We start from the raw sequence: 22,330 nt of genomic DNA, 5'->3' as shown, positions 1-22,330 counted from the left end.
ATAGGTGAAACGGATGCTTTAGTCTGGTGATTAGTATGTTTAGAAGAATATCTAAGATATTGCTGAAGATGACAGACAAGGAAGGAATGTCTGCGGAAAAACTTTTCAATCATGAGTTTATGCGCGAGCATACAAGCTTTATATCCTTTGAACAGATGATAAAGAGTTCTGGAATAACTATGAAAGAGATCAAGTCCATATCGAATCTTGAGTCTCTGGGTAGTGACGTGTTCAATGATTTCATCAAGAATGGGACAAAATTCGAGTCCTGGCAGGAAATGCTTGAAAAAGCAAGGGAAACGATGTTGCATAAGGTATAGAAAATTTTGCATCCGTTCCATGTCCGTACCGGAAGGTACGGTCGAGTAATTGGAAAGAGGCAAGTCTTCGTTTTAGGAAGAGCTTGCCTCTTTTGATATTTGCAGTGAAGAGTGCAGTCCTCACCAAGTAGCAGTTAGTATCGTTCCACAATTATGTTAAATTTAATTTCTTACTCCTTGCCAGAAGGAGTTTTGAATATCTCCATACTCCTGTCAAGGATGCCGTTGAGATAGGCAAGTACTATGCCGTAGTTTGTTATGGGAATACCCGCTTCTTCGCAGAGCTGTATCCTGGTCAGCATTGTCTTCTTGTTCAGCATGCAGGATCCGCAGTGTATTATCAGGTCGTATCCGGACATGTCTTCCGGGAAGTCGTGTCCTGCCTTGAAGGTGAAGTCGAGGTTGAATCCAAGCTTCTCCTGAAGGAGCTTAGGGATCTTCACCCTTCCTATGTCCTCGTGGGATGTGTTGTGTGTACAGCTTTCACTAATGAGTACCTTTGAGTTTTCATTCAGTTTCTTTATGGCATTTATCCCATTTGTAAAAGCATTAAGGTCCCCCTTGTATCTTGCATAAACTATGGAGAAGGATGTAAGCATAATGTCTTCGGGGACGATTCTTGACACTTCCTTGAAGGCCTGGGAGTCCGTGACCACAAGATCCACGTCATAGTTCAAGTCCTTGAGGGCATCTTCAAGCTCCGTATCCCTGACAACATAGGATTTTATGCCGTGGTCCAGGCAGTCTCTTATGAGCTGTACCTGTGGAAGTATTATCCTTCCCTTTGGAGCTTCCGAGTCTATTGGGACCACCATCACAACCTTGCTGTTGTAGGGTAAAATGTCCCCTATGATGGCAGGCTCCTTCTCATGGCCTTTGAGCTCATCCACAAGCCTGTCCTTGAAGTTAAGGATGCTTCCCCTGTCAAGGGTAGATACGAATGATGCACCGGGATATGCATCTCTCAGATTCTTCATCCTTTCTTCATTGAGCATGTCAGACTTGTTGACAATGGTCAATGATGGAATATTATGTTTTTTGAAGTCCGCCATGGTCTTCTCGTATTCGGAGTCAAATTCTTCACAGCCGTCAATTATATAGAGGGCCAGGTCCGTCCTCTGCATTATCTTCCTGCTTGCCTTCATCCTCTTTTCGCCAAGGGCACTTGAGTCCTTGAGGCCTGCAGTGTCAATGAAGACCACTGGGCCAAAGGGTATGAGCTCCATTACCTTGGTCACGGGATCCGTAGTTGTTCCCCTTATTTCGGATACCAGGGAAGTTTCCTGTTCGGTTATTGCATTCAAAAGAGAGGATTTTCCTGCGTTTGTCTGTCCGTAAATTCCTATATGAAGTCTGTTTGCACTTGGCGTTGCATTCAATGTACTACTCATGTTTTTCTCCTGTATGTGAATTTATTTTTCTAGAGGACGCATTCCAGTCCACATAGTCCCCCCTACCCATATCCACGTATGATCCGGTGGAGTTTATCCTTTTTTCTATGCATTGTCTGCAGTGGGCAGCTTCATCCCCCGTGCAGATCTTGTTTTCATAAATCTCGTATTTCTCCCTTACATCAGTAGGGGAAAGATTTGGCATCACCACATTTGCTCCTGCCTTGATTGCCTTTTCCCTTCCCTGGCTGTCTATTGTTCCAAGGGCTGTTGTGGAAGGCAGAAGTGCTTTTGGAATCATAAGCCTTGTAAGGGCTACCATCTTAAGCGTAAGCTCTACAGTGCCTCCATTAAAGTTTTTAAGTGGAGTTTCCGAGTGCGGTATGAAGGGGCCTATTCCTATCATGTGTGGGTCCAGTTCTTTCAAAAACCGAAGATCCTTTACAAGGTGTGTGCTTGTCTGGCCGGGAAGTCCCGTTATGAAACCAGCTCCTATCTGGTAACCTATTTTCTTTAGGTCCTTTAAGCATCTCACTCGATTCTTATAGCTTCCGCCGGGATGGAGACTGTTGTAAAGTTTTTCGTCTGCAGTTTCATGCCTTAATAGGAACCTGTCGGCACCTGCCTGGAAGTATCTTTCATAACTTTCGTAGGATTTTTCTCCTATTGAAAGGGTGATGGCGGCTTCGGGGAAACTTGACCTGATGTTTGTTATTATTTTAACCAATCTGTCGTCGCTATAGTGGGAATCCTCCCCTCCCTGCAGTACGAAGGTCCTGTATCCAAGGCGGTATCCTTCCCTGCAGCAGTCCATGATCTGATCTTCCGTCAGCCTGTATCTGTCCACATTCATATTGTCACGTCTAAGTCCGCAGTATTTGCAGTTCTGCTTGCAGATGTTTGTGAACTCCAGAAGACCTCTCATGTAAATGCTCTTATCGTAGTGCAGGATTTTCTTCTCAAGGGCCTTGCTGTAGAGATGTTCAAGTACCACTTGGTCTTTTGCTTCTATAAGTTCCAGGAGCTTTTCATCCTCCAGGTCCTCCCTTTCGAAGAGGTCGTCGATGTATTTCAGTTCTTTCATTTAAGCTCCTTTTTCGAAATGGATGTCTTCACCGTGACTCCAGGAATACGGCCGAGTAATCCCGTGAAGGAGTTGATTTCATCAAGTGTTCCCTTTACGGTGATTGATATCACAGAGATCCCGTCGTCGGCGAGGGGTATTCCCATCCTTCCTATGACTATGCTTTTGTGCTGGGCGACGATTTCGTTGAACTTGTGTGTTGCCGATTCGGGCTCGTCCAGAATGGCTCCTATGATGGCTATTCGTAACATATTTGCTTAACCTCCAAATAAAAAACGGCTTCCTGGTAGGAAGCCGATATTAATCATATCAAAATCAAGCATAGCCGAAAATGGCTGCACTTTGAGGGCCTCTACCGGATAAGATAACTAAATAAAAGTTTCACTTTTATTCTCGTCCGTAAGATATTATTTTCAAGCATTCATGGAAGAGGAGTCCTCGTCCACAAATAGCATTTTTAAACTTTCAAAAGCAAGGTCTCCGATTTCTTATAGTTGATTTCTCGGGGAGATGGTTTTGAAGTTGAATCTTGTTAATAATTTAACAAAAATCCGTGGCTTTGTCAAGGGTTAATTCTGTTTGTATTACAGAGCTTATTTCTGCAATTTCTTTATAGGTATGATTACTCGTGTAATATGCTCGTCTATATTGTTTATGTCTACAGGTGAAATGATGAATTCGTCAGTAGGATAACCGTCGATGGCATATTTGTCCCTGTTCAGGTTGATGAATTGGATCATTTTCAGATATGTTTGAACTATGTTTGAATAGTCTCCCACATGTATGCAAGTGACAGCCTGGAATCCGCCGAATTTCCTGAAGCTAGGTTCATCCCTGTACTCGTCCACCTCAATGGCGAATTCGACGTCACAGTCCTTGTAGAGGAACTGGTCCAGCAGGTTCTCGTAGTATGTGAGCATGATGGGTCCTCTTGTCTTCAGATTTTTTGATTCTGCGACTTCCCTTATTTCAATCCATCTGTCCAAGGTAACTCCTGCATTGTTGTAGGCTATGATGGGCTTGCGGATGAAATAAAGGTTTTTCTCCGATATCTCCTCAATTTTCACTACGTCTATGTCCTTGTCGTATTCGTTCAATACTCCCTTGTCGTAGTGGTCCAGTATGATTGCCCCTCTTTTCAAACGAGCCAGGAAGTTTTCGCCAGATTCATAGGATTTCTGAAGTAAAGCGATTTTTTCGGAAATCTCCTGGAGTTTTTTCTCTATGCTTGTTTCGATTGCCTTGGTATTGTTGTCCTCCAGTATGGATTTGATTTCCTTTAGGCTGAAGTCCAGATTCTTGAGCTTTCGTATTATATATATAGTTACCATCTGTTCCTTGGTATAGTACCTGTAGTTATTCTGTTCCTCTATATATTCGGGCTTAATAAGTCCTATTTCATCGTAGTAACGCAGAGTCTTGATTGGTATGCTGCACTTTTTTGAAACCTCTCCGATTTTGTAGTAATCCTTGTTCATAGCTACAGTACTCCTTCAATATATTTATACATCAAACAGATATCAAGAATTATTATACCAAAGATAACTGTCCTCTTCAATGATTCCAGGTATGTATCAAATCAAAAAACTGTCCACCAGGTGGAGGGTTTTTGCAGTTTTTGAGAAAACTTTTTTTGAGTTTTTTTAAAATGCATATTGCCTGTCCCGTAACTGGATGAGATATATTTGAATTACAGCAACAAGAGTTACTGAAGCATACGAAAAAACGTATGCACAATATAATATTAATTGGAGGAATTACAAAATGGTAGGAAAGAAAGTAGTACACAAGGCAATGATGAGAGCAAGTGATGGACATTATGTAGGAGATTTGGTAAACGGAGCTAAGCTTCCTGTAGCTTGGGGAGACGTTGGAACTGAGCTTATGGTTCTTGTTGACGGAGACATCAGTCTTTTCCTTGGTTATGATGAGATCGAGTTCACTGCACCTGTATATGTAGGTGACTTCATGGAATACCACGGATGGATTGAAAAAGTAGGAAATACTTCTTACAAGTGCAAGTTTGAAGCATACAAGGTTGCTGCTATGTGCAACAGAACAGACATGGATACTACAGGTCTTGCAAGTACAGCTGCAACTGCAATCATACCGCCAATCCTTTGCGGAACTGCAACAGGAAGCCTTTATATAGCCAAGGATCTTCAGAGAGGACCTCAGGACCCTACATTCAACGACGCAGTACACACTGTAAAAGCTGTAAAGTAAGTAAATAATAAGTAGAACAGGATTAGAAAACAATATATCAATTGATGATAAGAAGGCGGATTATCATCCGCCTTCTAAATAAATCGGCAAAATAAAGAAGACCGATGATTCGAGGGACTAGGAGTCCTGAGAAATTTAGTGAAAAAGGAGATTAACTATGGAAAAACCATTGAAAGGCGTTAGGGTGCTGGACCTTACCCAGGCATATAGCGGCCCCTTCTGTACTATGAACCTTGCAGACCACGGTGCGGAAGTTATTAAGATAGAGAGACCGGGAATAGGTGATCAGACAAGAGCATGGGGGCCACTAGTAAATGGTGAAAGCGGTTACTTCGCATATATCAATAGAAACAAAAAAGGTATAACTCTTGATCTTAAGCATGAAGAGGGAAAACGTATATTCAGGGACCTCATAAAGACTGCCGACGTAGTTGTTGAAAACTACAAGGTTGGAGTAATGGAAAAGCTGGGATTCAGATATGAGGAAATGAAGAAAATCAATCCTGGAATCATCTACGGATCAATATCAGGATTCGGCCTTGAAGGACCCTTGGCTGAAAGACCATGTTATGACATAGTGGCTCAGGCTATGAGTGGAATGATGAGTGTTACAGGATTTTCCGATGGACCTCCATGTAAGATAGGTCCTTCAGTAGGAGACTCTTATTCAGGTGCATACCTTTGTATGGGAATACTCATGGCTCTTTACCAGAGAAGTAGGACAGGAGAAGGCCAGAGACTGGATGTAGCTATGGTTGATACGCTTTTCTCTACTATGGAGAACTTCGTTGTTGAACATACCATAGAAGGAAAACATCCACACAGGGCAGGAAATATGGACCCAAGCATAGCTCCATTTGACTCTTTCAGAGCAAAGGACGGAGACTTCGTTATGGGTTGCGGAACAAACAAGATGTTTGCTGGACTCTGTAAACTAATGGACAGGGAAGACCTTATCGACAATCCATTGTACAACACAAACGTAAATCGTGTTGAAAACTATCATTCAGGCCTTAAGGACCTTATAGAAGAATGGACTACTACAAAGACAATCGACGAACTTGAAGAAATGATAACTGCAATAAAGATACCTTTCGGTAATATTCTTACAATACCTGAGGTTGTTAACCATCCTCAAACAGAAGTTAGAAAAATGCTTCTTGAGGTTGACCAGCCTAAAATGGGTGTAATTAAAATGCCGGGTACGCCAATAAAGCATCACGGCAAGCCTGATGAGATAGAAAAAGCTGCTCCTCTTCTTGGCGAAGACAATGATGATATCTTGAAAAATCTTTTAGGATACGGACAGGATAAAATCGAAGCACTCAGGGCAGCACAGATAATTTAGAGGGTTGGGTTATTACATAGCAATTTACCGGCAACAGGGAGAGTAAGCATGATGCCGGTATAATTGCACCTGCCAGAGAATGCAAACATTGTAGTGTGAATGTGCTTTCGTGATTTTAAGAAAAGGCAGGAAAACGTTTCGTGAATTAAGTTGATATGATAGAATATTTTTAGTGGAGGTTGTATGAGTAAAAGCAAGAGTAATATAGTTAAAATGATTCTTATGGGTGCAGTTGTGTTTTCCATGCACTTTGGGGGCTCAAGTATGATATGGCCCATGACGTGGGGGAAAGTCAGCGGTACCAATGTATTAAGCGCATATTCGGGAATATTCCTGACGGCTTTGTTGTTCCCGCTACTTGGGTATATAGCAATTATCAGAGGTGAAGGTACATTTTTCCAGATTACACAGAAGGTGTCAAGCAAGTTTGCATTGATTTTCTGCTCCCTAACCATTTTGGTATTGGGACCCTTATATACCATACCAAGAATGAGTGCGGCGGCATGGGATGCATTCCTTCAACTGACGGGAATACAGGCTGGAAGCGGAATATTCAACATAATGTTTTCAGTTGTGTATTACCTTATAGTATACTGGTTCATAGCCCGCAAGGACGGAGTTGTGGACAAGATAAGCAAGATACTCCTGCCTGTTCTTCTGATTGCAGTTGTGTCCATAATAACAAAAGGTCTTATTGTTCCCCTGGGAGAGGTTGCACCACGTGAATATTCAACTTTGCCTTTTGTATATGGATTCATAAACGGATATGATACTGCAGAGCTGTTGTGTGCCCTGATTTTTTCGACAATAATAATAGACGACTTGAAGAACAAAAACATGAGCAAAAATATTACAAGAGATCTCATAATAATCTGTGCAATCGGAATAGGAATACTGTCATGTACGCATATGGGTCACATGATCATAGGTTCCAAAGTATCTACATCCATGGTTGACCTTAAGTTTGCGGCACTTTACACAAATGTAGTTGTTGAACTGTGGGGCGTTGTAGGGGGAGCAATATTCAATGTAGCACTTCTCATGGCGGCCTTGACTACGGCAATAGGTCTGTCACTTTCAAGTGCTGAATACTTCTCGGAAGTGTCTGAAAACAGGCTTGAGTACAAGCATTCAATGATTCTGGTACTGGTTTTCAGTGCCATAGTCAGCTCCTTGGGTCTTGATACAATAGTTGTATTGGTTACACCTTTCCTTAAGGTTATATATCCGCCTGCCATTGTTCTGACTCTATTCTATTCACTTGGACCCCAAAATGCTTCAAAAAGGGTCTTCTTCGGCTTCAAATTGGCCATAATATCTTCCTTTGCATATGGTACCTTGGAGGGAATAGTTGAGTTCATGAAGATGGGTGGAGCTGTTGAAAACGGCCTCATCAGCTTCTACAATCTAATTCCTATGAGCGAATTCAGCCTTGGATGGGTTGCTATATCTGCTGCACTCTTCTTCCTGGGCATGGCCGTATGGCAGAACAAGGACGATGATGAAGGCAAGCTGGAAGCTTCTATCTGACATGGAAGACATAATAATAAACAGGATAATGCCCCTTCGGGAAGCAAGGGAGATGCTTGAGAGGGAGCTTATAACAAGGGCCATGGAGGAGGCTGGGAGCACTTACAAGGCAGCCAGACTCCTTAAGGTAAGCCAGGCAACGGTTGCGAGGAAGTCAAAGAAGTATCAGGATGATATTTTGACGTCCTAGCTCAAAAAAGCTAAGTTACATAAATCCAATAGATGAATGAATGTTTGCCAGCCTGGAGCCTGCGAGCCCAGGCTGGCTTTCTTTAAAAAGAGGAAAACAATATGAATAATATATTTTTACAAAACAAAGGAAATATTCTAGTTATTTTATCTGCAGTCTTGTTTGGCTCTATGCCGTTGTTTGTGAAGATCATTGATGCAAATGGTGGAAATCTAGTCCTACTTACATTTATGCGAAGCATGATTTCTTTACCCTTGCTTTTTATGCTTATGAGATATGAAGGGAACAAGTCTTTAATATCTCTTGTGGAATTCAAAAAAATAGTAATATTGTCACTTGGTTTTGCTGCTACGCCAATCTTACTCCTTACATCTTATGATTTCATCCCATCAGGAATGGCAATGACAATTCATTTCGTTTACCCTGTATTCGTTTTAATAGGATGCTTTCTATTCTTCAAGGACAAACCAAATCGAATTAAAACAACAGGCCTTGTCTTAAGCACTTTTGGAATCTTTCTATTTTTTGATCCTGGTCAAAGAAGCAATACAAGTGGGATATTGTTGGCCTTCTTGTCCGGCATTACTTATGCCTTTTATACCATCTACTTGGATAAGAGCGGCTTGAGAAGCCTTAAGCCTTTCACATTGGGATTTTACCTGGCCTTTGTTTCTTCTGTTGAATTAGGCATGTACGCTTTTTTGACAGATTCGCTTGAAAACTCCTTGAATTTACTCGGATGGATTTTATGTATCTTATATTCCCTCTTGATTACTGTGGGTGCAAGTATTTCATTTCAGGAAGGAGTAAAGGAAATTGGATCTCAACGTGCATCCATACTAAGTACTTTTGAACCTATCACCAGTATTGTAGTTGGCATACTTGTTTTTTCAGAATCATTCGGACTAAAAACCGTCATAGGGATTATTATGATTTTGACTGCTGTTGTAATTTTGACAGCTTTTGATAGAAAGCAAGTTACATCCAAATCAGGTATTAAAGAAGAGTATGTGGGGTAGAATGTAAGTGTAAGATGAATATAGAAAAATTTTACCTGCTGGTTGAATGGTATTCTAGAAACCATCATACCGGCAGGTTTTGTTTTGTATGAGGATTAACAACTGTTTTTAGTCTGCGCATGTTTTATATATGCCTTAAAACGTAATATTCCGATAATAAATCATAAAATGTTCGCAAACACTACGAGGCGACTTTATTTTTGAAAATAGACGGAGTCATATGGTTTATATTGTTCACAAGAAAACGCATTCATGAATATTTGTTAAGAACTTGTCATAATTTACAGTAACTTCATGTACAAAACTTGCGATTTATTGTATAATATTACGGTATGGGGGGAAGAATATGAACAGAATAATGGATATCAATGGATTCGCAAATTATCATACAGGCAAGCTGTACAACAGCTATGAATATTTTGGAGCTCACTTGAGAAAACAACAGGACGGGAAAGGCGTATACTTCACGGTATGGGCGCCCAACGCCACTGGTGTTTCTTTGGTGGGCACTTTTAATTTTTGGAACGACCAGGCCAATCCCATGGAAAGGCTTGGAGATACTGGAATATGGCATTGCTTCTTCGAAAATATAGGGGAAGGCGAGGAATACAAGTACAAGATTTTCAAGAAGGACGGCACGTCGGTACAGAAGGCTGACCCATATGGATTCTTTTCGGAGAAAAAACCCGGCACATCCTCCGTTGTTGCAGATATGGACGGATATGAATGGAAGGATGGGAAGTGGCTGAAAAAGAGAAACGAGGTCAGGCTATATGACGGCCCCTTGAATATTTATGAAATTCATCCGGGCTCCTGGAAGATGCACGAGGATAAAAGCCACTATAGTTACAGGGAGCTTGCAGATGAGCTTGTTCCATATCTCAAGGAGATGAACTACAACTATGTGGAGATAATGCCTGTCATGGAGCATCCCTTTGACGGATCATGGGGATATCAGATAACAGGATACTATTCCATTACAAGCAGATATGGAAAACCGGATGACCTGAAATATTTAATTGACAAGTGCCACCAGAACAATATAGGCGTCATTCTTGACTGGGTTCCCGGCCATTTCTGCAGGGACGAGCAGGGGCTGTTAAACTTTGACGGTACGGAGCTCTACGGACATATAGACCACCCCAACTGGGGAACGAAGAAGTTTAACTTCGGCAGAAGCGAGGTGACGAATTTCCTCATTTCAAATGCACTTTTTTACTTTGACAAATACCATGTGGACGGATTGCGGGTTGACGGTGTTACGTCAATACTTCATCTGAACTTCGGCATGGATGAACAGATATATAGAAACAGATATGGAGGGACCGACGACCTTGACGGGATAGACTTTTTGAAGGAGCTTAACAAAGCCGTCTTCGCAAGGTATCCCTTCGCAATAATGGCTGCAGAGGAGTCCACGGACTGGCCCCTTGTGACTGCTCCCGTCGATTCGGGAGGGCTTGGCTTCAATTTCAAGTGGAACATGGGATGGATGAACGACACCATAGCGTATGTTGAAAATGACTTCTTCTTCAGGAAGAACGACCATGACAGGATTACATTTTCCATGCATTATGCCTTCAGCGAGAACTTCATACTTCCCTTTTCTCACGATGAGGTTGTACACGGCAAGAAGACGCTCATTGACAAGAGCTGGGGAACCTACGAGGAGAAGTTCAAGAATCTCAAGGTGCTTGCAATGTACCAGATGACACATCCCGGAAAGAAGCTGAATTTCATGGGCAACGAAATAGGCCAGTTCATGGAGTGGAGATATTATGAGGAAATTGAATGGTTCATGCTCAAGTATCCCATACACGATTCCCACAGGGAGTATATCAAGAAACTGAACAGGCTCTATATGAATGAAAAGGCTTTGTGGCAGCAGGACAACAGCTGGGCAGGATTCCAGTGGATAGATGCGGACAACAGGGACCATAGCATGTTTTCATATATAAGGTGGGGGCTTGATGATTTTATAATCACAGTGCTGAATTTTACTCCAAATGTCCACGAGGAGGCATGGATCCAAGTTCCACGGGAGGGTGAGTACAGGGTCATAATGAACAGCGACGAGGAGAAATACGACGGAACGGGAACAACGTATAAAAAGTACATAAAATCCCAAAGGGATGAATTCAATCCCGACAGGAATATCATAAAGATCAAGATACCAGGTCTTTCCGGTCTCATGATCAAGAAGAAAAAAACTATAAAGCGAGGTTGAGATGTTTTCGAGTAAGGAAGCTTTTAAGAAGGAATATTTGCAAAGATTCAAGGAAGTTACCGGAGAATGTTTTGAGGAGAGCAGTTTTATTGACAGATATAATGTACTTGCTTCACTTGTAATGAAGTATGCATCCATTTGCATGGCGGACAGCCACTCTCTTATGAACCGAGAGAAAAATCAAAAGAGACTTTACTATTTTTCTATGGAGTTTCTTGTAGGAAAGCTTTTGGAAATGAACCTGATGAAGCTTGGAATCCTTGATGTTGTCACAGAAGGACTCAACGACCTTGGAGTGGATATCAAGGACCTGGCAGATGTTGAAATGGATGCAGGACTTGGAAATGGAGGGCTGGGAAGACTGGCAGCATGTTTTCTCGATTCACTGGCTTTTCTCAACATACCTGCCATGGGAATGGGCATAAAGTACAGATACGGCCTGTTTGAGCAAAAAATACATGAAGGCCATCAGGTGGAACTGCCCGACAAGTGGCTCAGATATGGAAACCAGTGGGAGATAAGGAAGGCTTCGAAGGCGGAAGTAATTAGGTTTTATGGTAATATAAGGACTATCGAAAAGGACGGAAAAATAGTGGTTATCCACGAGAATTATGAAACGGTCCTTGCCGTTCCTTTTGATGTTCCCATTGTAAGCAGCAGTTCAAGCAATGTGAACTTTCTCAGGCTTTGGAGTGCCGGATCTACTGATGCCTTTGACTTCAATCTTTTCAATAAAGGAAACTACATGGAGGCCCTGAGGGAGAAAACTACGGCGGAGGCCATAACCCAGGTTCTATATCCAAACGATGCCAATTACGAGGGAAGGCTCCTGAGACTGAAGCAGCAGTATTTCTTTGTAAGTGCAGGCCTTCGCAGCATAAGAAGAAGATACAAGAGGAACAACGAGGAGCTTCAGGATCTTTCTAAAAAGATTCAGATACAGATAAATGACACCCATCCTTCTCTCGTCATTCCGGAGCTGATGAGAATACTCATGGACCATGAAAGGCTGGAATGGGATGAGGCGTGGGAGCAGGTTACTGGGATATGCGCCTATACAAACCATACAATACTGCCTGAAGCCCTTGAAACTTGGCCCCAGGAAATGATGAAGTGTTTGCTGCCGAGGGTATACATGATAATTGAGGAGATTGACAGGCGCTTCAAGGAAGAAGGCGACGAGAGCACCAGGGAATTGAGGGCAAGGAATTCAATTCTAAGGGACGGACTGGTGCATATGGCCAATCTTGCCATTATCGGTTCCAAATCCGTAAACGGAGTTGCAAAGCTTCACACCGATATACTTATAAATGAGACATTCAGTGAACTTTACGAGCTTTATCCCGATAAGTTCAATTCAAAGACAAACGGAGTATCCCACAGAAGATTCCTTATGAAATCCAATCCTCTTCTTACAAAATGTATAAATAAAACCATTGGAGAAGAATGGAAAGACGACCCGGCCAGGCTCAAGAACCTTCTTGACCATTGCGGCGACAGGAACTGTCATGAAATGCTCAAGTCTATGAAGAGGAAGAACAAGGAGAGATTGGCAGCATATGTGATGAAGACCATGGAAATTAAACTTGATGTGAATTCAATTTTCGATGTACATGTGAAGAGGATACATGAATACAAGAGACAGCTCCTTAATGTACTGCACATCATGTACCTTTATGACAGGATAAAGACTCAGAAGATGAAGATTTATCCAAGGACCTTCATATTTGCAGGCAAGGCTGCTCCAAGCTACCATATGGCAAAGGAAATAATAAAGCTGATAAACAAGGTGGCCGACAAGGTGAACAACGATCCCGAGGTGAGCAGCTATATGAAGGTTGTTTTCCTTGAGAACTTCAACGTAACACTTGGCGAACTCATATATCCGGCTGCCGATGTTTCTGAGCAGATATCCACTGCCAGCAAGGAGGCCAGCGGTACGGGCAACATGAAGTTCATGATGAACGGAGCAATAACCATTGGAACCCTTGACGGAGCCAATGTGGAAATAATGGAAAAGGCGGGAGAAGATAATATTTTCATCTTCGGCCTCAGGTCGGAGGAAGTGCTTGAATATTACAGAAACGGCAGCTATTCCTCAAGGGAGATATACGCATCGGATTGGGATGTTCAGAGGACCGTCGACCACCTTATTGATGGATTCCTTTCCAAGGACACTTCTGAATTCAGGGACATCTATGACAGTCTCATCCTTCACAACGACGCCTATTTTGTCATGAAGGATTTCAGGGCATATGTTGAAGCTCAGAAGGAAGTGGAGAAAGCCTACAGGGATACCGGCAGGTGGTTTGAAATGTCCATGAAAAATATTGCGGCATCGGGATATTTTTCAAGCGACAGGACAATCAGGGAATACGATAATGAAATCTGGAAAATCAAGGAAGACATAAATAATTAGGAGGTTTTTATGGGAAACAACGAATGTATTGCAATGCTTTTGGCAGGCGGCCAGGGAAGCAGGCTGAAGGATTTAACGAAGAACAATGCAAAGCCCGGTGTAATGTTTGGAGGAAAGTACAGGATTATAGATTTCAGTTTAAGCAACTGTTTCCATTCGGACATTTATACGGTTGGCGTGCTTACACAGTACAAGCCGCTGCTTCTCAACAGATACATAGGAAACGGGAGCGCCTGGGCCCTTGACAAGCTGGGACAGGGAGTAAGCATACTGCCACCCTACATGGATACAAAAGGGGGAAACTGGTATCTGGGGACTGCTGATGCAATATATCAGAACCTTGAATTCATAGACATGTATGATCCTGAATATGTGCTAATACTTTCAGGTGACCATATATACAAGATGGACTATTCGCTGATGCTTTGCTATGCGAAGGAAAAGGATGCGGACCTTGCAATAGCTGTAATGGAAGTTGACTGGAACGATGCATCAAGATTTGGGATCACCAATGTTGATGAAGACATGAAGATAGTGGAGTTTGAGGAGAAGCCTGAAAATCCAAAGAACAACATGGCATCCATGGGAATATACATCTTCAAGTGGAGCATATTGAGAGAGGCTCTACTGAAGGATGCGGGAAATGACAATTCGGACCATGATTTCGGAAAGAATGTTATTCCCATGCTTTTAAATGAAGGGAAGAACATCTATTCATATCTATTCGAGGGATACTGGAGGGATGTTGGAACAATAGACAGTTATTACAAGGCAAACATGGACCTTCTTGAGGAAAATTCCGAGTTCGATCTGTTCTCCAGTGAAATGAGGGTATATTCCAACAACGAAACATGGAGACCCCACTACATGGGAGAAGGGGCAGATGTAAACAACAGCCTCATCTGCGACGGATGTACCATAGAGGGGTATGTGAAGAATTCGGTAATCTCATACAATGTAACCATTGGGAGCAATTCAATAGTGAAGGATTCCATCATCTTTAACAATGCAGTGATTGAAGAAGGTGCAGTGATTGAAAAGGCTATAATAGGTGAAAATATGAGAATAGTCAAGGGAAGCAGAATAGGCAGTTTAGACAGCGATGAAATAACCGTCATAGCATAGGAGGGAATATGAAAAATACCGTAGGTGTAATAATAAACAGTCAAAACCAGAAAGATCTGGACAAGATGCTGTTGAACAGAAGCATTCATACAGTGCCAATAGGAGGAAAATACAGACTTATAGATTTTACACTTTCAAACATGATAAATTCCGGAATCAGCAAGCTTGGAGTTATAGGATCTTATAAATACAGGTCCCTCGTAGACCATCTTGGAAAGGGTGAAAACTGGAACCTTAGCAGCAAGAGCAACGATTTGTCAATACTCCATGGAGGAAAGAATGTCAAAGTCGGACAAATTACCAGGATTAACCTTCAGGACTTTCTGGACAACATAGCCTTTTTCTTGAAGATTCCATCAACTACCAAATATTTTGTAATAAGCGGATGCAACATAGTAAGCAACATGGATATAAAAAAGGCGGTACACTACCATATTGACAATGATGCCGATATCACAATGATTTACAAGAAGGACTATGAAGGTGAAATATACAACAATGAAATTTCACTTTGTACCGGGGGCGGTGATGGAAAGGAAATCAAAAACATACTGCACTGCGGGGAAGACGGGGGCGATTGCAAGAATGTCTTCATGGACATGATAATCATCAACAAGGCGACATTTATGGATATACTGGAAAATGCCCAGCAAAGCGGTGCAATAGACCTTCTTGACGTCATATTGAAAAACCTTAACAGCCTGAAGGTAATAGGCTACAGTTACCAGGGCTATATCAGGATAATTAATTCCATAAATTCATATTTCGACTGTTCAATGGATCTTCTCAATGCGGATACAAGGAAAAGACTTTTCTTTGGTGATTGTATGATTCATGCCAAGTCAAAGGACAACCATCCAACGAAATACAGCACCCAGTCAAGGGTTAAGAATTCGCTTATAGCCAGTGGAGCGAAGATATACGGCACAGTTGAGAACAGCATAGTTTCCAGGGGTGTTGTTGTCGAGCCGGGAGCCAGGGTAAAGAACTGCATCATAATGCAGAAATGTATAATAAGAAGAGATGCGGTTCTGGTAGATGCAATCATCGACAAATACGTTGAAATAACAGAAAGCAAGATACTGGTTGGTACGAAAGAAAAGCCCCTTGTGATGGAAAAGGATCTTGTATTATAGAGAATGAATAAATCAACCAGACTTTTATAAATTAAGGAGTGTTCTATGAATATATTATTTGCAACATCTGAATGTGTGCCTTTTATAAAGACAGGGGGATTGGCTGATGTGGCTGGGTCTTTGCCGAAGGCGTTAAAGGATAAGAATACTGATATCAGAGTGGTAATGCCCCTGTATGCCAACATATCTGAGAAATACAAAAAGAAAATGAAGAAGGTTGACGAGTTTGATGTAGGACTCAACTGGAGAAAGCAGACATGCGAAATCTTCAGCCTCAAAAATGATGGAGTGATGCATTATTTCCTTGGAAATGATTACTATTTCAACAGGGAGGGAGGCATCTACGGACACTATGATGACGGAGAGAGGTTTCTGTTCTATTCGAAGGCTGTACTGGAAATGCTGCCCTACATAGATTATATTCCTGACATAATGCACTGCAACGACTGGCATACGGCAATAATACCCTATCTTGCCAATACGCACTATAAACCTCATTACACCGACATGAAAACCGTGCTTACGATTCACAATATAAAGTATCAGGGAATTTATGGCCGCGAAACACTTTTCGACATACTGGATCTTAAGCCTGAGGAAATAACATTGGACTTCGAATACAATGATGCAATAAATATCATGAAGTCCGGTATCTATAATGCTGATTGGATTACTACAGTGTCTCCTTCATATGCCAGGGAGTTGGAATTTGATTATTTCGGGGAAGGATTGGAAGGAGTCATAAGTGTAAACAGGTACAAGATGACAGGAATATTGAATGGAATAGACTATGATGCACACAATCCTGCAAAGGACAAAAACTTATATGCAGCATATACAAGGTCCTACAACAAGAAGCAGGAGAACAAGGAGAAGCTTCTGGAGGAGCTTGGACTTGAATATGATGAAAACAGACCTGTAATAGGAATGATTACAAGGCTGGACGAGCTTAAGGGCATAGACCTTGTAATGGCTGTGGGCAAGGAAATAATGGACCTTGACGTGAACCTTGTTCTTTTGGGAACGGGAGAGGAAATGTACGAGGATTATTTCAGATATCTTGAAAGCCAGTATCCGGAAAAGATGTCAGCAAGGATAATGTTCGATTCAAAAACAGCTTCAAGAATCTATGCGGGAAGCGACATAATGCTTATGCCTTCAAGGGTGGAGCCATGCGGTCTCAATCAGATAATCGCCCTCAAGTACGGTACCGTGCCTGTTGTAAGGAATACGGGAGGACTTGGAGATACAATATTCGAGTACGATGAAGTGGCTAATGAAGGCAATGGATTCAAGTTTGATGATTACAACGCTCATGCAATGCTTTTTGAAATAGAAAAGGCAGTGGATATCTACAAGAACAACAGGGAGTCGTGGAAGAAGCTTGTAGCAAATGCATTCAAGTGCAAATATGACTGGAAGGCTTCTGCGGCTGAATACAAGAAGGTTTATAAAAATACGATGATTAGGCAGGAAGATGAAAATATTTTACAACTCACATGATGAGGAATACAAATCGCCCTTCGGGGCGGTTGTTACAGGTGAACAAGTTGATATAAGGTTGAGGGTGGAGAAGGGAACCGACATAAGCTGCGGAGTCGTGGTCATGATTCGGGCTGTTGACGTAGAATTTGAAATGGAGGAGGAGAAGCAGGATGGAGACTATATTGTCTACAGGGCTGAATTTTCCGCCCCAAATCATCCATGCCTCATTCACTATTATTTCAGTATACGCGAAGGCGAGGACACCTATTATATCGGCAACTGCAGTGAAAAGCTTGGCGGCGAGTGCTGCCTGTATTATGAAAATCCCGTGCCCTATCAGATAACCGTAGCATCAAGGAACATACGGGTTCCCAAGTGGTACAAGGAAGGGATAATGTACCAGGTCTATGTTGACAGGTTCAACAAGGCCGGTGATGAAAATTTCTATGCAGGACGAAAGGGTTTTGTCAGATACGAGAACTGGAATGAGAAAAACAGATATATGAAGGACGACAGCGGAGACATATTGTTCTGGGATGTCTACGGAGGAAACCTCAGGGGAGTTATTGAAAAGATACCTTACCTGAGGGAATTTGGCGTATCCATACTTTACTTCAACCCCATATTTGAATCAAACAGCAACCACAAATACGATACAGGTGACTATGAGAAGCTTGATTCCGGTTATGGAAGTGACGAGGATTTTGAAGAGCTTGTAAAAGAATGCGACAAGAACGGCATAAGCATAATACTTGACGGTGTATTCAGCCATGTTGGAATGGACAGCAAGTATTTCAACCGTCTAGGCAAATATGAAAACAGAGGCGCATATAATTCCAGGGATTCCGAATATTTCCACTGGTTCAGGTTCAAGAATTATCCCGATGAATACGAGTGCTGGTGGGGCAACAAGAGCCTTCCCAATGTGGAGGAAATGAACCCTTCATACATTGATTATATTCTGCGAGGCAAAAACAGCATTGTCAAGCAGTGGATGAGAAAGGGAGTCAAGGGCTGGCGGCTGGATGTTGCAGACGAGCTTCCTGATGAGTTCATACAGATCCTCAAGACTGAAACCTTAAAGGAAAATGCAGACAGCATTGTCCTTGGCGAAGTCTGGGAGGATGCTTCCAACAAGAAAAGCTACAGCAAGTTGAGGGAGTATTTCTATGGAGACGAGCTTGATTCTGTCATGAACTATCCATTCAGAAAGGCCTTTACAGGATTTCTGACTGGATATTTGGACGGCGCGAAGGCCCTCAAGATTATCATGTCCATTTTCGAGAACTATCCACGGGAATATTTTTATTCGTGTATGAATCTTGTGGGAACACACGATACGGAGAGGATACTGACTTATCTCGGTGATTCCCCCGAAGAAAGGTCTCTGGACGAAGATACAAGATACGGATATGTCCTTTCCGATGAACAGAGGGGATATGGGGTGAAGAGGCTTAAGCTTCTGTCCCTGATCCAGGCTACATTTCCAGGAGTGCCATGCATCTACTATGGTGACGAGGCAGGCATGGAAGGATACAGCGACCCCTACTGCAGGGGAACATATCCCTGGGGCAATGAAAACGAAGAGATCCTTTCATGGTACAGGAAGATATTCAAGTACAGGGAAGGGTCCGAGGTGCTAAAAAGAGGAACCTGGGAGCCCTATGCATGTACAGGGGACATGTTCAGCTTTACGCGTACTCTGGGCAGCAAGACCATAGTGGTGGCAGTGAACAGGTCAAGTACCGACATGATCTTCAAGCTTCCCGGAAGCGGATATGAGGATATCCTCACTGGAGAAGAACTGGACAGAAAAACCAAGCTGAAGGGTTTCGGTTTCATATTTGCAATATGTTCAAATAGATAATATTGCATAATGAGAATTTTAATATGTCATTTGCTGTAGTTGAATATAAATAAATTGATTTCTAAATTGTTGAAGGAACTATCCATATCCGGTAAGCCGGTCAGGATAGTTCCTTTTGTACATACTACAAAAATCAAAAGGAATTAAAGTGCTTTGTCTAATTATCTTTGTTTAGATTTATGATAACCTTTTCCTGAGGAGGAAAAGAATACTTTGCATAATAAAAATACTTTGCATTCAAGGAAAATAATAATTAGGGAGGATTTATGAACAAAAAATTTCAAATCATTGCAGTCTTGTTGATATTTGGATTAGTATTATTTACTGGTCTTACAAGTAGTTCTGTAAACGTCTCAGAGGGTCAGTACGGCATATTGACAATATTACCGCCCCTTGTAGCAATATTGCTGGCATTTGTAACTCGACAAGTAATAATATCATTGTTTGTCGGTGTGTTTTCGGGAGTGTTGCTTCTTTATAATGGAAATCTTTTTATTGCATTTTTAAGAACTCTTGACGAATATATTATTGCATCATTGGCAGATTCATGGTATGCCGCAATTATTATTTTTACACTTACAATTGGAGGAATGATAGGAGTCGTATCCAGAATGGGAGGTACCCAGGCAATTGCAGATGAGCTTTCAAAAAAGGCAAGGAGTCCTGTAAGTGCCCAGGTGGTTGCAGCTATATTGGGATGTCTGGTGTTCTTTGATGATTATGCAAACCTTCTCATTGTTGGACCTACAATGAGGCCTCTTTCCGACAAGCATAGGGTTTCTAGAGAAAAGCTTGCTTATATTGTCGATTCCACGGCAGCTCCTGTGGCGGGTCTTGCGTTTGTATCAACATGGATTGGTTTCGAGGTTGGTCTTATAAATGATGTATTTGCAGGCATGAACATGAATGTGAATGCATATGAGATATTTGTAAGGTCCATTCCATATGCCTTTTATAATATTTTCGGGCTGGGACTGGTATTTGTAATTGCATTGAGCGGAAGGGACTTTGGCCCTATGTATAAGGCTGAAATAAGAGCCAGAAGATATGGTAAGGTACTGGCTGATGATGCAAAGGCTTTATCGGGAACTATTGACGATATTAAGGAAGTGAAGAATAAGAAAGTAATGAATGCGGTTATTCCAATACTTACCATGATTATGGTTACCTTGCTGGGCTTGTGGTACAACGGATATCTTAACAGCGAAGGAATAGATCCCTTCACATTTGAAGGATTGAGGGTAAGTTTTGGAAATGCGGATTCAAGCCAGGTGCTCGTATGGGCTGCAATTGTGTCATCACTTGTGGCAGGTGCCCTTGCAGTTGGGCAGAAGATTCTGACTATGGAAGAAACGATATCTGCTTGGGTTGAAGGAATGAAGGGTCTTTTGGAGGTGTCGACAATACTGGTTTTGTCCTGGTCACTGGGGTCGGTTATCGGAAGCGTTGATACTGCAGGATTCTTGATCCAGGTAGTAACTGATGCCATACCTTTTTCTCTATTGCCTCTGTTGATATTTGTGCTTTCATGTACCGTGGCATTTTCAACAGGTTCATCATGGGGAACCATGGCGATCATGGTACCTCTTGCAGTTCCTTTGGCGGCATCATATGTAGCAACTGATGTGACTTCATCTCCAATGGTAATAGCTTCCTTGAGTGCAATACTTTCCGGCTCAATATTTGGAGATCATTGTTCGCCTATATCGGATACCACAATTTTATCTTCAATGTCTGCAGGGTCCGATCATCTTCACCACGTTTTGACGCAAGTTCCCTATGCCCTTACCGGTGCCGTATTGTCGGTTATAGGTTATCTTCTAATTGGCTTTGCAGGGCTGAATCCCGTTATAGCCCTGGTTGTAGGATTTGCTTTGATGATAGGATTTGTAAGGGTAAAGGGTAGGATTGTCGAGAGTGATGGATTTGAAAACTTAAGTGAGCTTGAAATGAAAATATAAAATAATTGTAAGAGGGTTGAACCATGATAAATAGTAAGATGATTGTTCAGGCAAATAAACGAATTAAGAAATATTTGAAGGAAACGCCTTTGAGAAAGAGTTTGAAGTTAAGCAGTGGCGATACGGAAGTTTGGCTGAAGCTTGAAAATGAACAGCCGACAGTAAGAAGCTACAAGGTAAGAGGAGTTGTAAACAAACTGCTTTCATTAAGTGAAGAAGAAATCGAAAAAGGCGTCATGGCAGTTTCTTCTGGAAATCATGGTGCAGCTCTCGCTTACATGAGCTCAATGCTTGGAATAGAAAGATGCGTAATCTATGCGGCGGAAACAACTCCCAAGCCAAAAGTTGACAAGATGAGGTTTTTTGGGGCGGAAGTTCGTCTTGGTGGCAGCAATTATGATGAGGCTCATAAAATTGCTGAAAGGGAGATGAAGAAGGAAGGGCTTGTGGAAATTAATACGTGTGAAGACCCGGTTCTCATATGCGGTCAAGGGACTATAGGACTGGAAATGCTTTTTCAAGAACCTGAACTTGACTGTATAGTGGTTCCAATTGGAGGAGGAGCAATGATTACGGGAATTTCGGTAATTGCCAAAGCCCTGTGTCCTAAGATCGAGATTATTGGAGTTCAAACTGAAAGTTGTCCTGCAATGGTGAAATCCATAGAAGACAACATCTGTTATGAATATTTTGAATCCGCTCCAAGTGTTTGTGATGCTCTTATTGGAGGTGTTGGAAGAATTGGTTTTGATATGGCCGGGGAGTGCATAGATGAAATACTGCTCGTTCCCGAGTCGAAAATCAAGGAAGCCGTGGGAAAAATGCTTCTTGAAGAAAATATTGTTGCTGAACCATCCAGTGCCATCTGCTACGGGGCATACTGCATGTATAGCGAACGCTTTAAAGGTAAAAAGACAGGGCTTGTAATAAGCGGGGGAAATATCAACGAAGACCTCATAAAGGAAATAATTGGAACAAAGGCTATTTGACACTTTTTGTTAT

At 42.0% G+C, this 22,330-nt stretch carries 18 protein-coding genes; 14 read left to right on the top strand and 4 right to left on the bottom strand.

Going from position 1 to position 22,330, the window contains the following annotated elements; genetic code table 11:
* The first annotated feature begins 35 nt into the window (after nucleotides 1–35).
* Nucleotides 36–320, top strand: a complete 285-nt coding sequence (locus BUB05_RS00460; protein ID WP_073045459.1) for a hypothetical protein — start codon at nucleotides 36–38, stop codon at nucleotides 318–320.
* 170 nt (nucleotides 321–490) lie between these two features.
* On the opposite strand, the gene hydF is transcribed toward BUB05_RS00460, so the two are convergent.
* From hydF to BUB05_RS00440, 4 genes are all read right to left on the bottom strand, one after another.
* On the bottom strand, nucleotides 491–1,699 hold the full coding sequence (gene hydF / locus BUB05_RS00455) for a [FeFe] hydrogenase H-cluster maturation GTPase HydF (protein WP_073046198.1): 1,209 nt from the start codon (nucleotides 1,697–1,699) through the stop codon (nucleotides 491–493).
* Nucleotides 1,700–1,703: 4 nt separating this feature from the next.
* Complete coding sequence (gene hydE / locus BUB05_RS00450; protein ID WP_073045456.1) at nucleotides 1,704–2,795, bottom strand: [FeFe] hydrogenase H-cluster radical SAM maturase HydE; 1,092 nt, start codon at nucleotides 2,793–2,795, stop codon at nucleotides 1,704–1,706.
* A complete protein-coding gene (locus tag BUB05_RS00445) occupies nucleotides 2,792–3,046 on the bottom strand; it encodes a TM1266 family iron-only hydrogenase system putative regulator (protein ID WP_073045453.1) in 255 nt (84 codons plus the stop codon). Before BUB05_RS00445 ends, hydE begins: the two co-directional genes overlap by 4 nt.
* 342 nt (nucleotides 3,047–3,388) lie before the next feature.
* Complete coding sequence (locus BUB05_RS00440; RefSeq protein ID WP_073045451.1) at nucleotides 3,389–4,273, bottom strand: MerR family transcriptional regulator; 885 nt, start codon at nucleotides 4,271–4,273, stop codon at nucleotides 3,389–3,391.
* A gap of 286 nt (nucleotides 4,274–4,559) precedes the next feature.
* Between BUB05_RS00440 and BUB05_RS00435 the strand changes: the two genes are divergently transcribed.
* From BUB05_RS00435 to BUB05_RS00375, 13 genes are all read left to right on the top strand, one after another.
* The gene (locus BUB05_RS00435; protein ID WP_073045449.1) at nucleotides 4,560–5,021 is read left to right on the top strand and encodes a hotdog fold domain-containing protein; all 462 of its coding nucleotides are present in this window, start codon (nucleotides 4,560–4,562) and stop codon (nucleotides 5,019–5,021) included.
* 157 nt (nucleotides 5,022–5,178) lie between these two features.
* Entirely contained in the window at nucleotides 5,179–6,369 is a 1,191-nt protein-coding gene (locus BUB05_RS00430; RefSeq protein WP_073045447.1) for a CaiB/BaiF CoA transferase family protein, read from the top strand.
* A gap of 183 nt (nucleotides 6,370–6,552) precedes the next feature.
* Nucleotides 6,553–7,899, top strand: coding sequence for a branched-chain amino acid transport system II carrier protein (locus tag BUB05_RS00425; protein ID WP_073045445.1), 1,347 nt, complete (start codon nucleotides 6,553–6,555; stop codon nucleotides 7,897–7,899).
* A complete protein-coding gene (locus BUB05_RS00420) occupies nucleotides 7,868–8,089 on the top strand; it encodes a helix-turn-helix domain-containing protein (RefSeq protein WP_094762600.1) in 222 nt (73 codons plus the stop codon). Before BUB05_RS00425 ends, BUB05_RS00420 begins: the two co-directional genes overlap by 32 nt.
* A gap of 101 nt (nucleotides 8,090–8,190) precedes the next feature.
* The gene (locus BUB05_RS00415; RefSeq protein WP_073045441.1) at nucleotides 8,191–9,108 is read left to right on the top strand and encodes a DMT family transporter; all 918 of its coding nucleotides are present in this window, start codon (nucleotides 8,191–8,193) and stop codon (nucleotides 9,106–9,108) included.
* A 346-nt stretch (nucleotides 9,109–9,454) separates the two neighbouring features.
* Complete coding sequence (gene glgB, locus BUB05_RS00410; RefSeq protein WP_073045439.1) at nucleotides 9,455–11,335, top strand: 1,4-alpha-glucan branching protein GlgB; 1,881 nt, start codon at nucleotides 9,455–9,457, stop codon at nucleotides 11,333–11,335.
* Nucleotide 11,336: 1 nt separating this feature from the next.
* A complete protein-coding gene (locus BUB05_RS00405) occupies nucleotides 11,337–13,754 on the top strand; it encodes a glycogen/starch/alpha-glucan phosphorylase (RefSeq protein WP_073045437.1) in 2,418 nt (805 codons plus the stop codon).
* A gap of 9 nt (nucleotides 13,755–13,763) precedes the next feature.
* Entirely contained in the window at nucleotides 13,764–14,879 is a 1,116-nt protein-coding gene (locus tag BUB05_RS00400; protein WP_073045435.1) for a glucose-1-phosphate adenylyltransferase, read from the top strand.
* Between the two features lie 8 nt (nucleotides 14,880–14,887).
* Nucleotides 14,888–16,015: a glucose-1-phosphate adenylyltransferase subunit GlgD gene (glgD, locus tag BUB05_RS00395; RefSeq protein ID WP_073045432.1), complete on the top strand. Its 1,128-nt coding sequence runs from the start codon at nucleotides 14,888–14,890 to the stop codon at nucleotides 16,013–16,015.
* A gap of 45 nt (nucleotides 16,016–16,060) precedes the next feature.
* Nucleotides 16,061–17,518 carry a glycogen synthase GlgA gene (glgA, locus tag BUB05_RS00390; protein ID WP_073045430.1) on the top strand — a complete coding sequence of 486 codons (1,458 nt, stop codon included), beginning with the start codon at nucleotides 16,061–16,063 and terminating at the stop codon, nucleotides 17,516–17,518.
* Entirely contained in the window at nucleotides 17,493–19,367 is a 1,875-nt protein-coding gene (locus tag BUB05_RS00385) for a glycoside hydrolase family 13 protein (protein WP_073045428.1), read from the top strand. Before glgA ends, BUB05_RS00385 begins: the two co-directional genes overlap by 26 nt.
* A 266-nt stretch (nucleotides 19,368–19,633) precedes the next feature.
* Nucleotides 19,634–21,328: a Na+/H+ antiporter NhaC family protein gene (locus BUB05_RS00380; protein WP_073045426.1), complete on the top strand. Its 1,695-nt coding sequence runs from the start codon at nucleotides 19,634–19,636 to the stop codon at nucleotides 21,326–21,328.
* Between the two features lie 23 nt (nucleotides 21,329–21,351).
* The gene (locus BUB05_RS00375; protein WP_073045424.1) at nucleotides 21,352–22,317 is read left to right on the top strand and encodes a threonine ammonia-lyase; all 966 of its coding nucleotides are present in this window, start codon (nucleotides 21,352–21,354) and stop codon (nucleotides 22,315–22,317) included.
* Nucleotides 22,318–22,330 lie beyond the last annotated feature (13 nt).

Source organism: Dethiosulfatibacter aminovorans DSM 17477, assembly GCF_900142005.1.
GTDB classification, from domain to species: Bacteria; Bacillota; Clostridia; order Tissierellales; family Dethiosulfatibacteraceae; genus Dethiosulfatibacter; species Dethiosulfatibacter aminovorans.
This window is presented reverse-complemented; position numbering and strand designations above follow the sequence as displayed.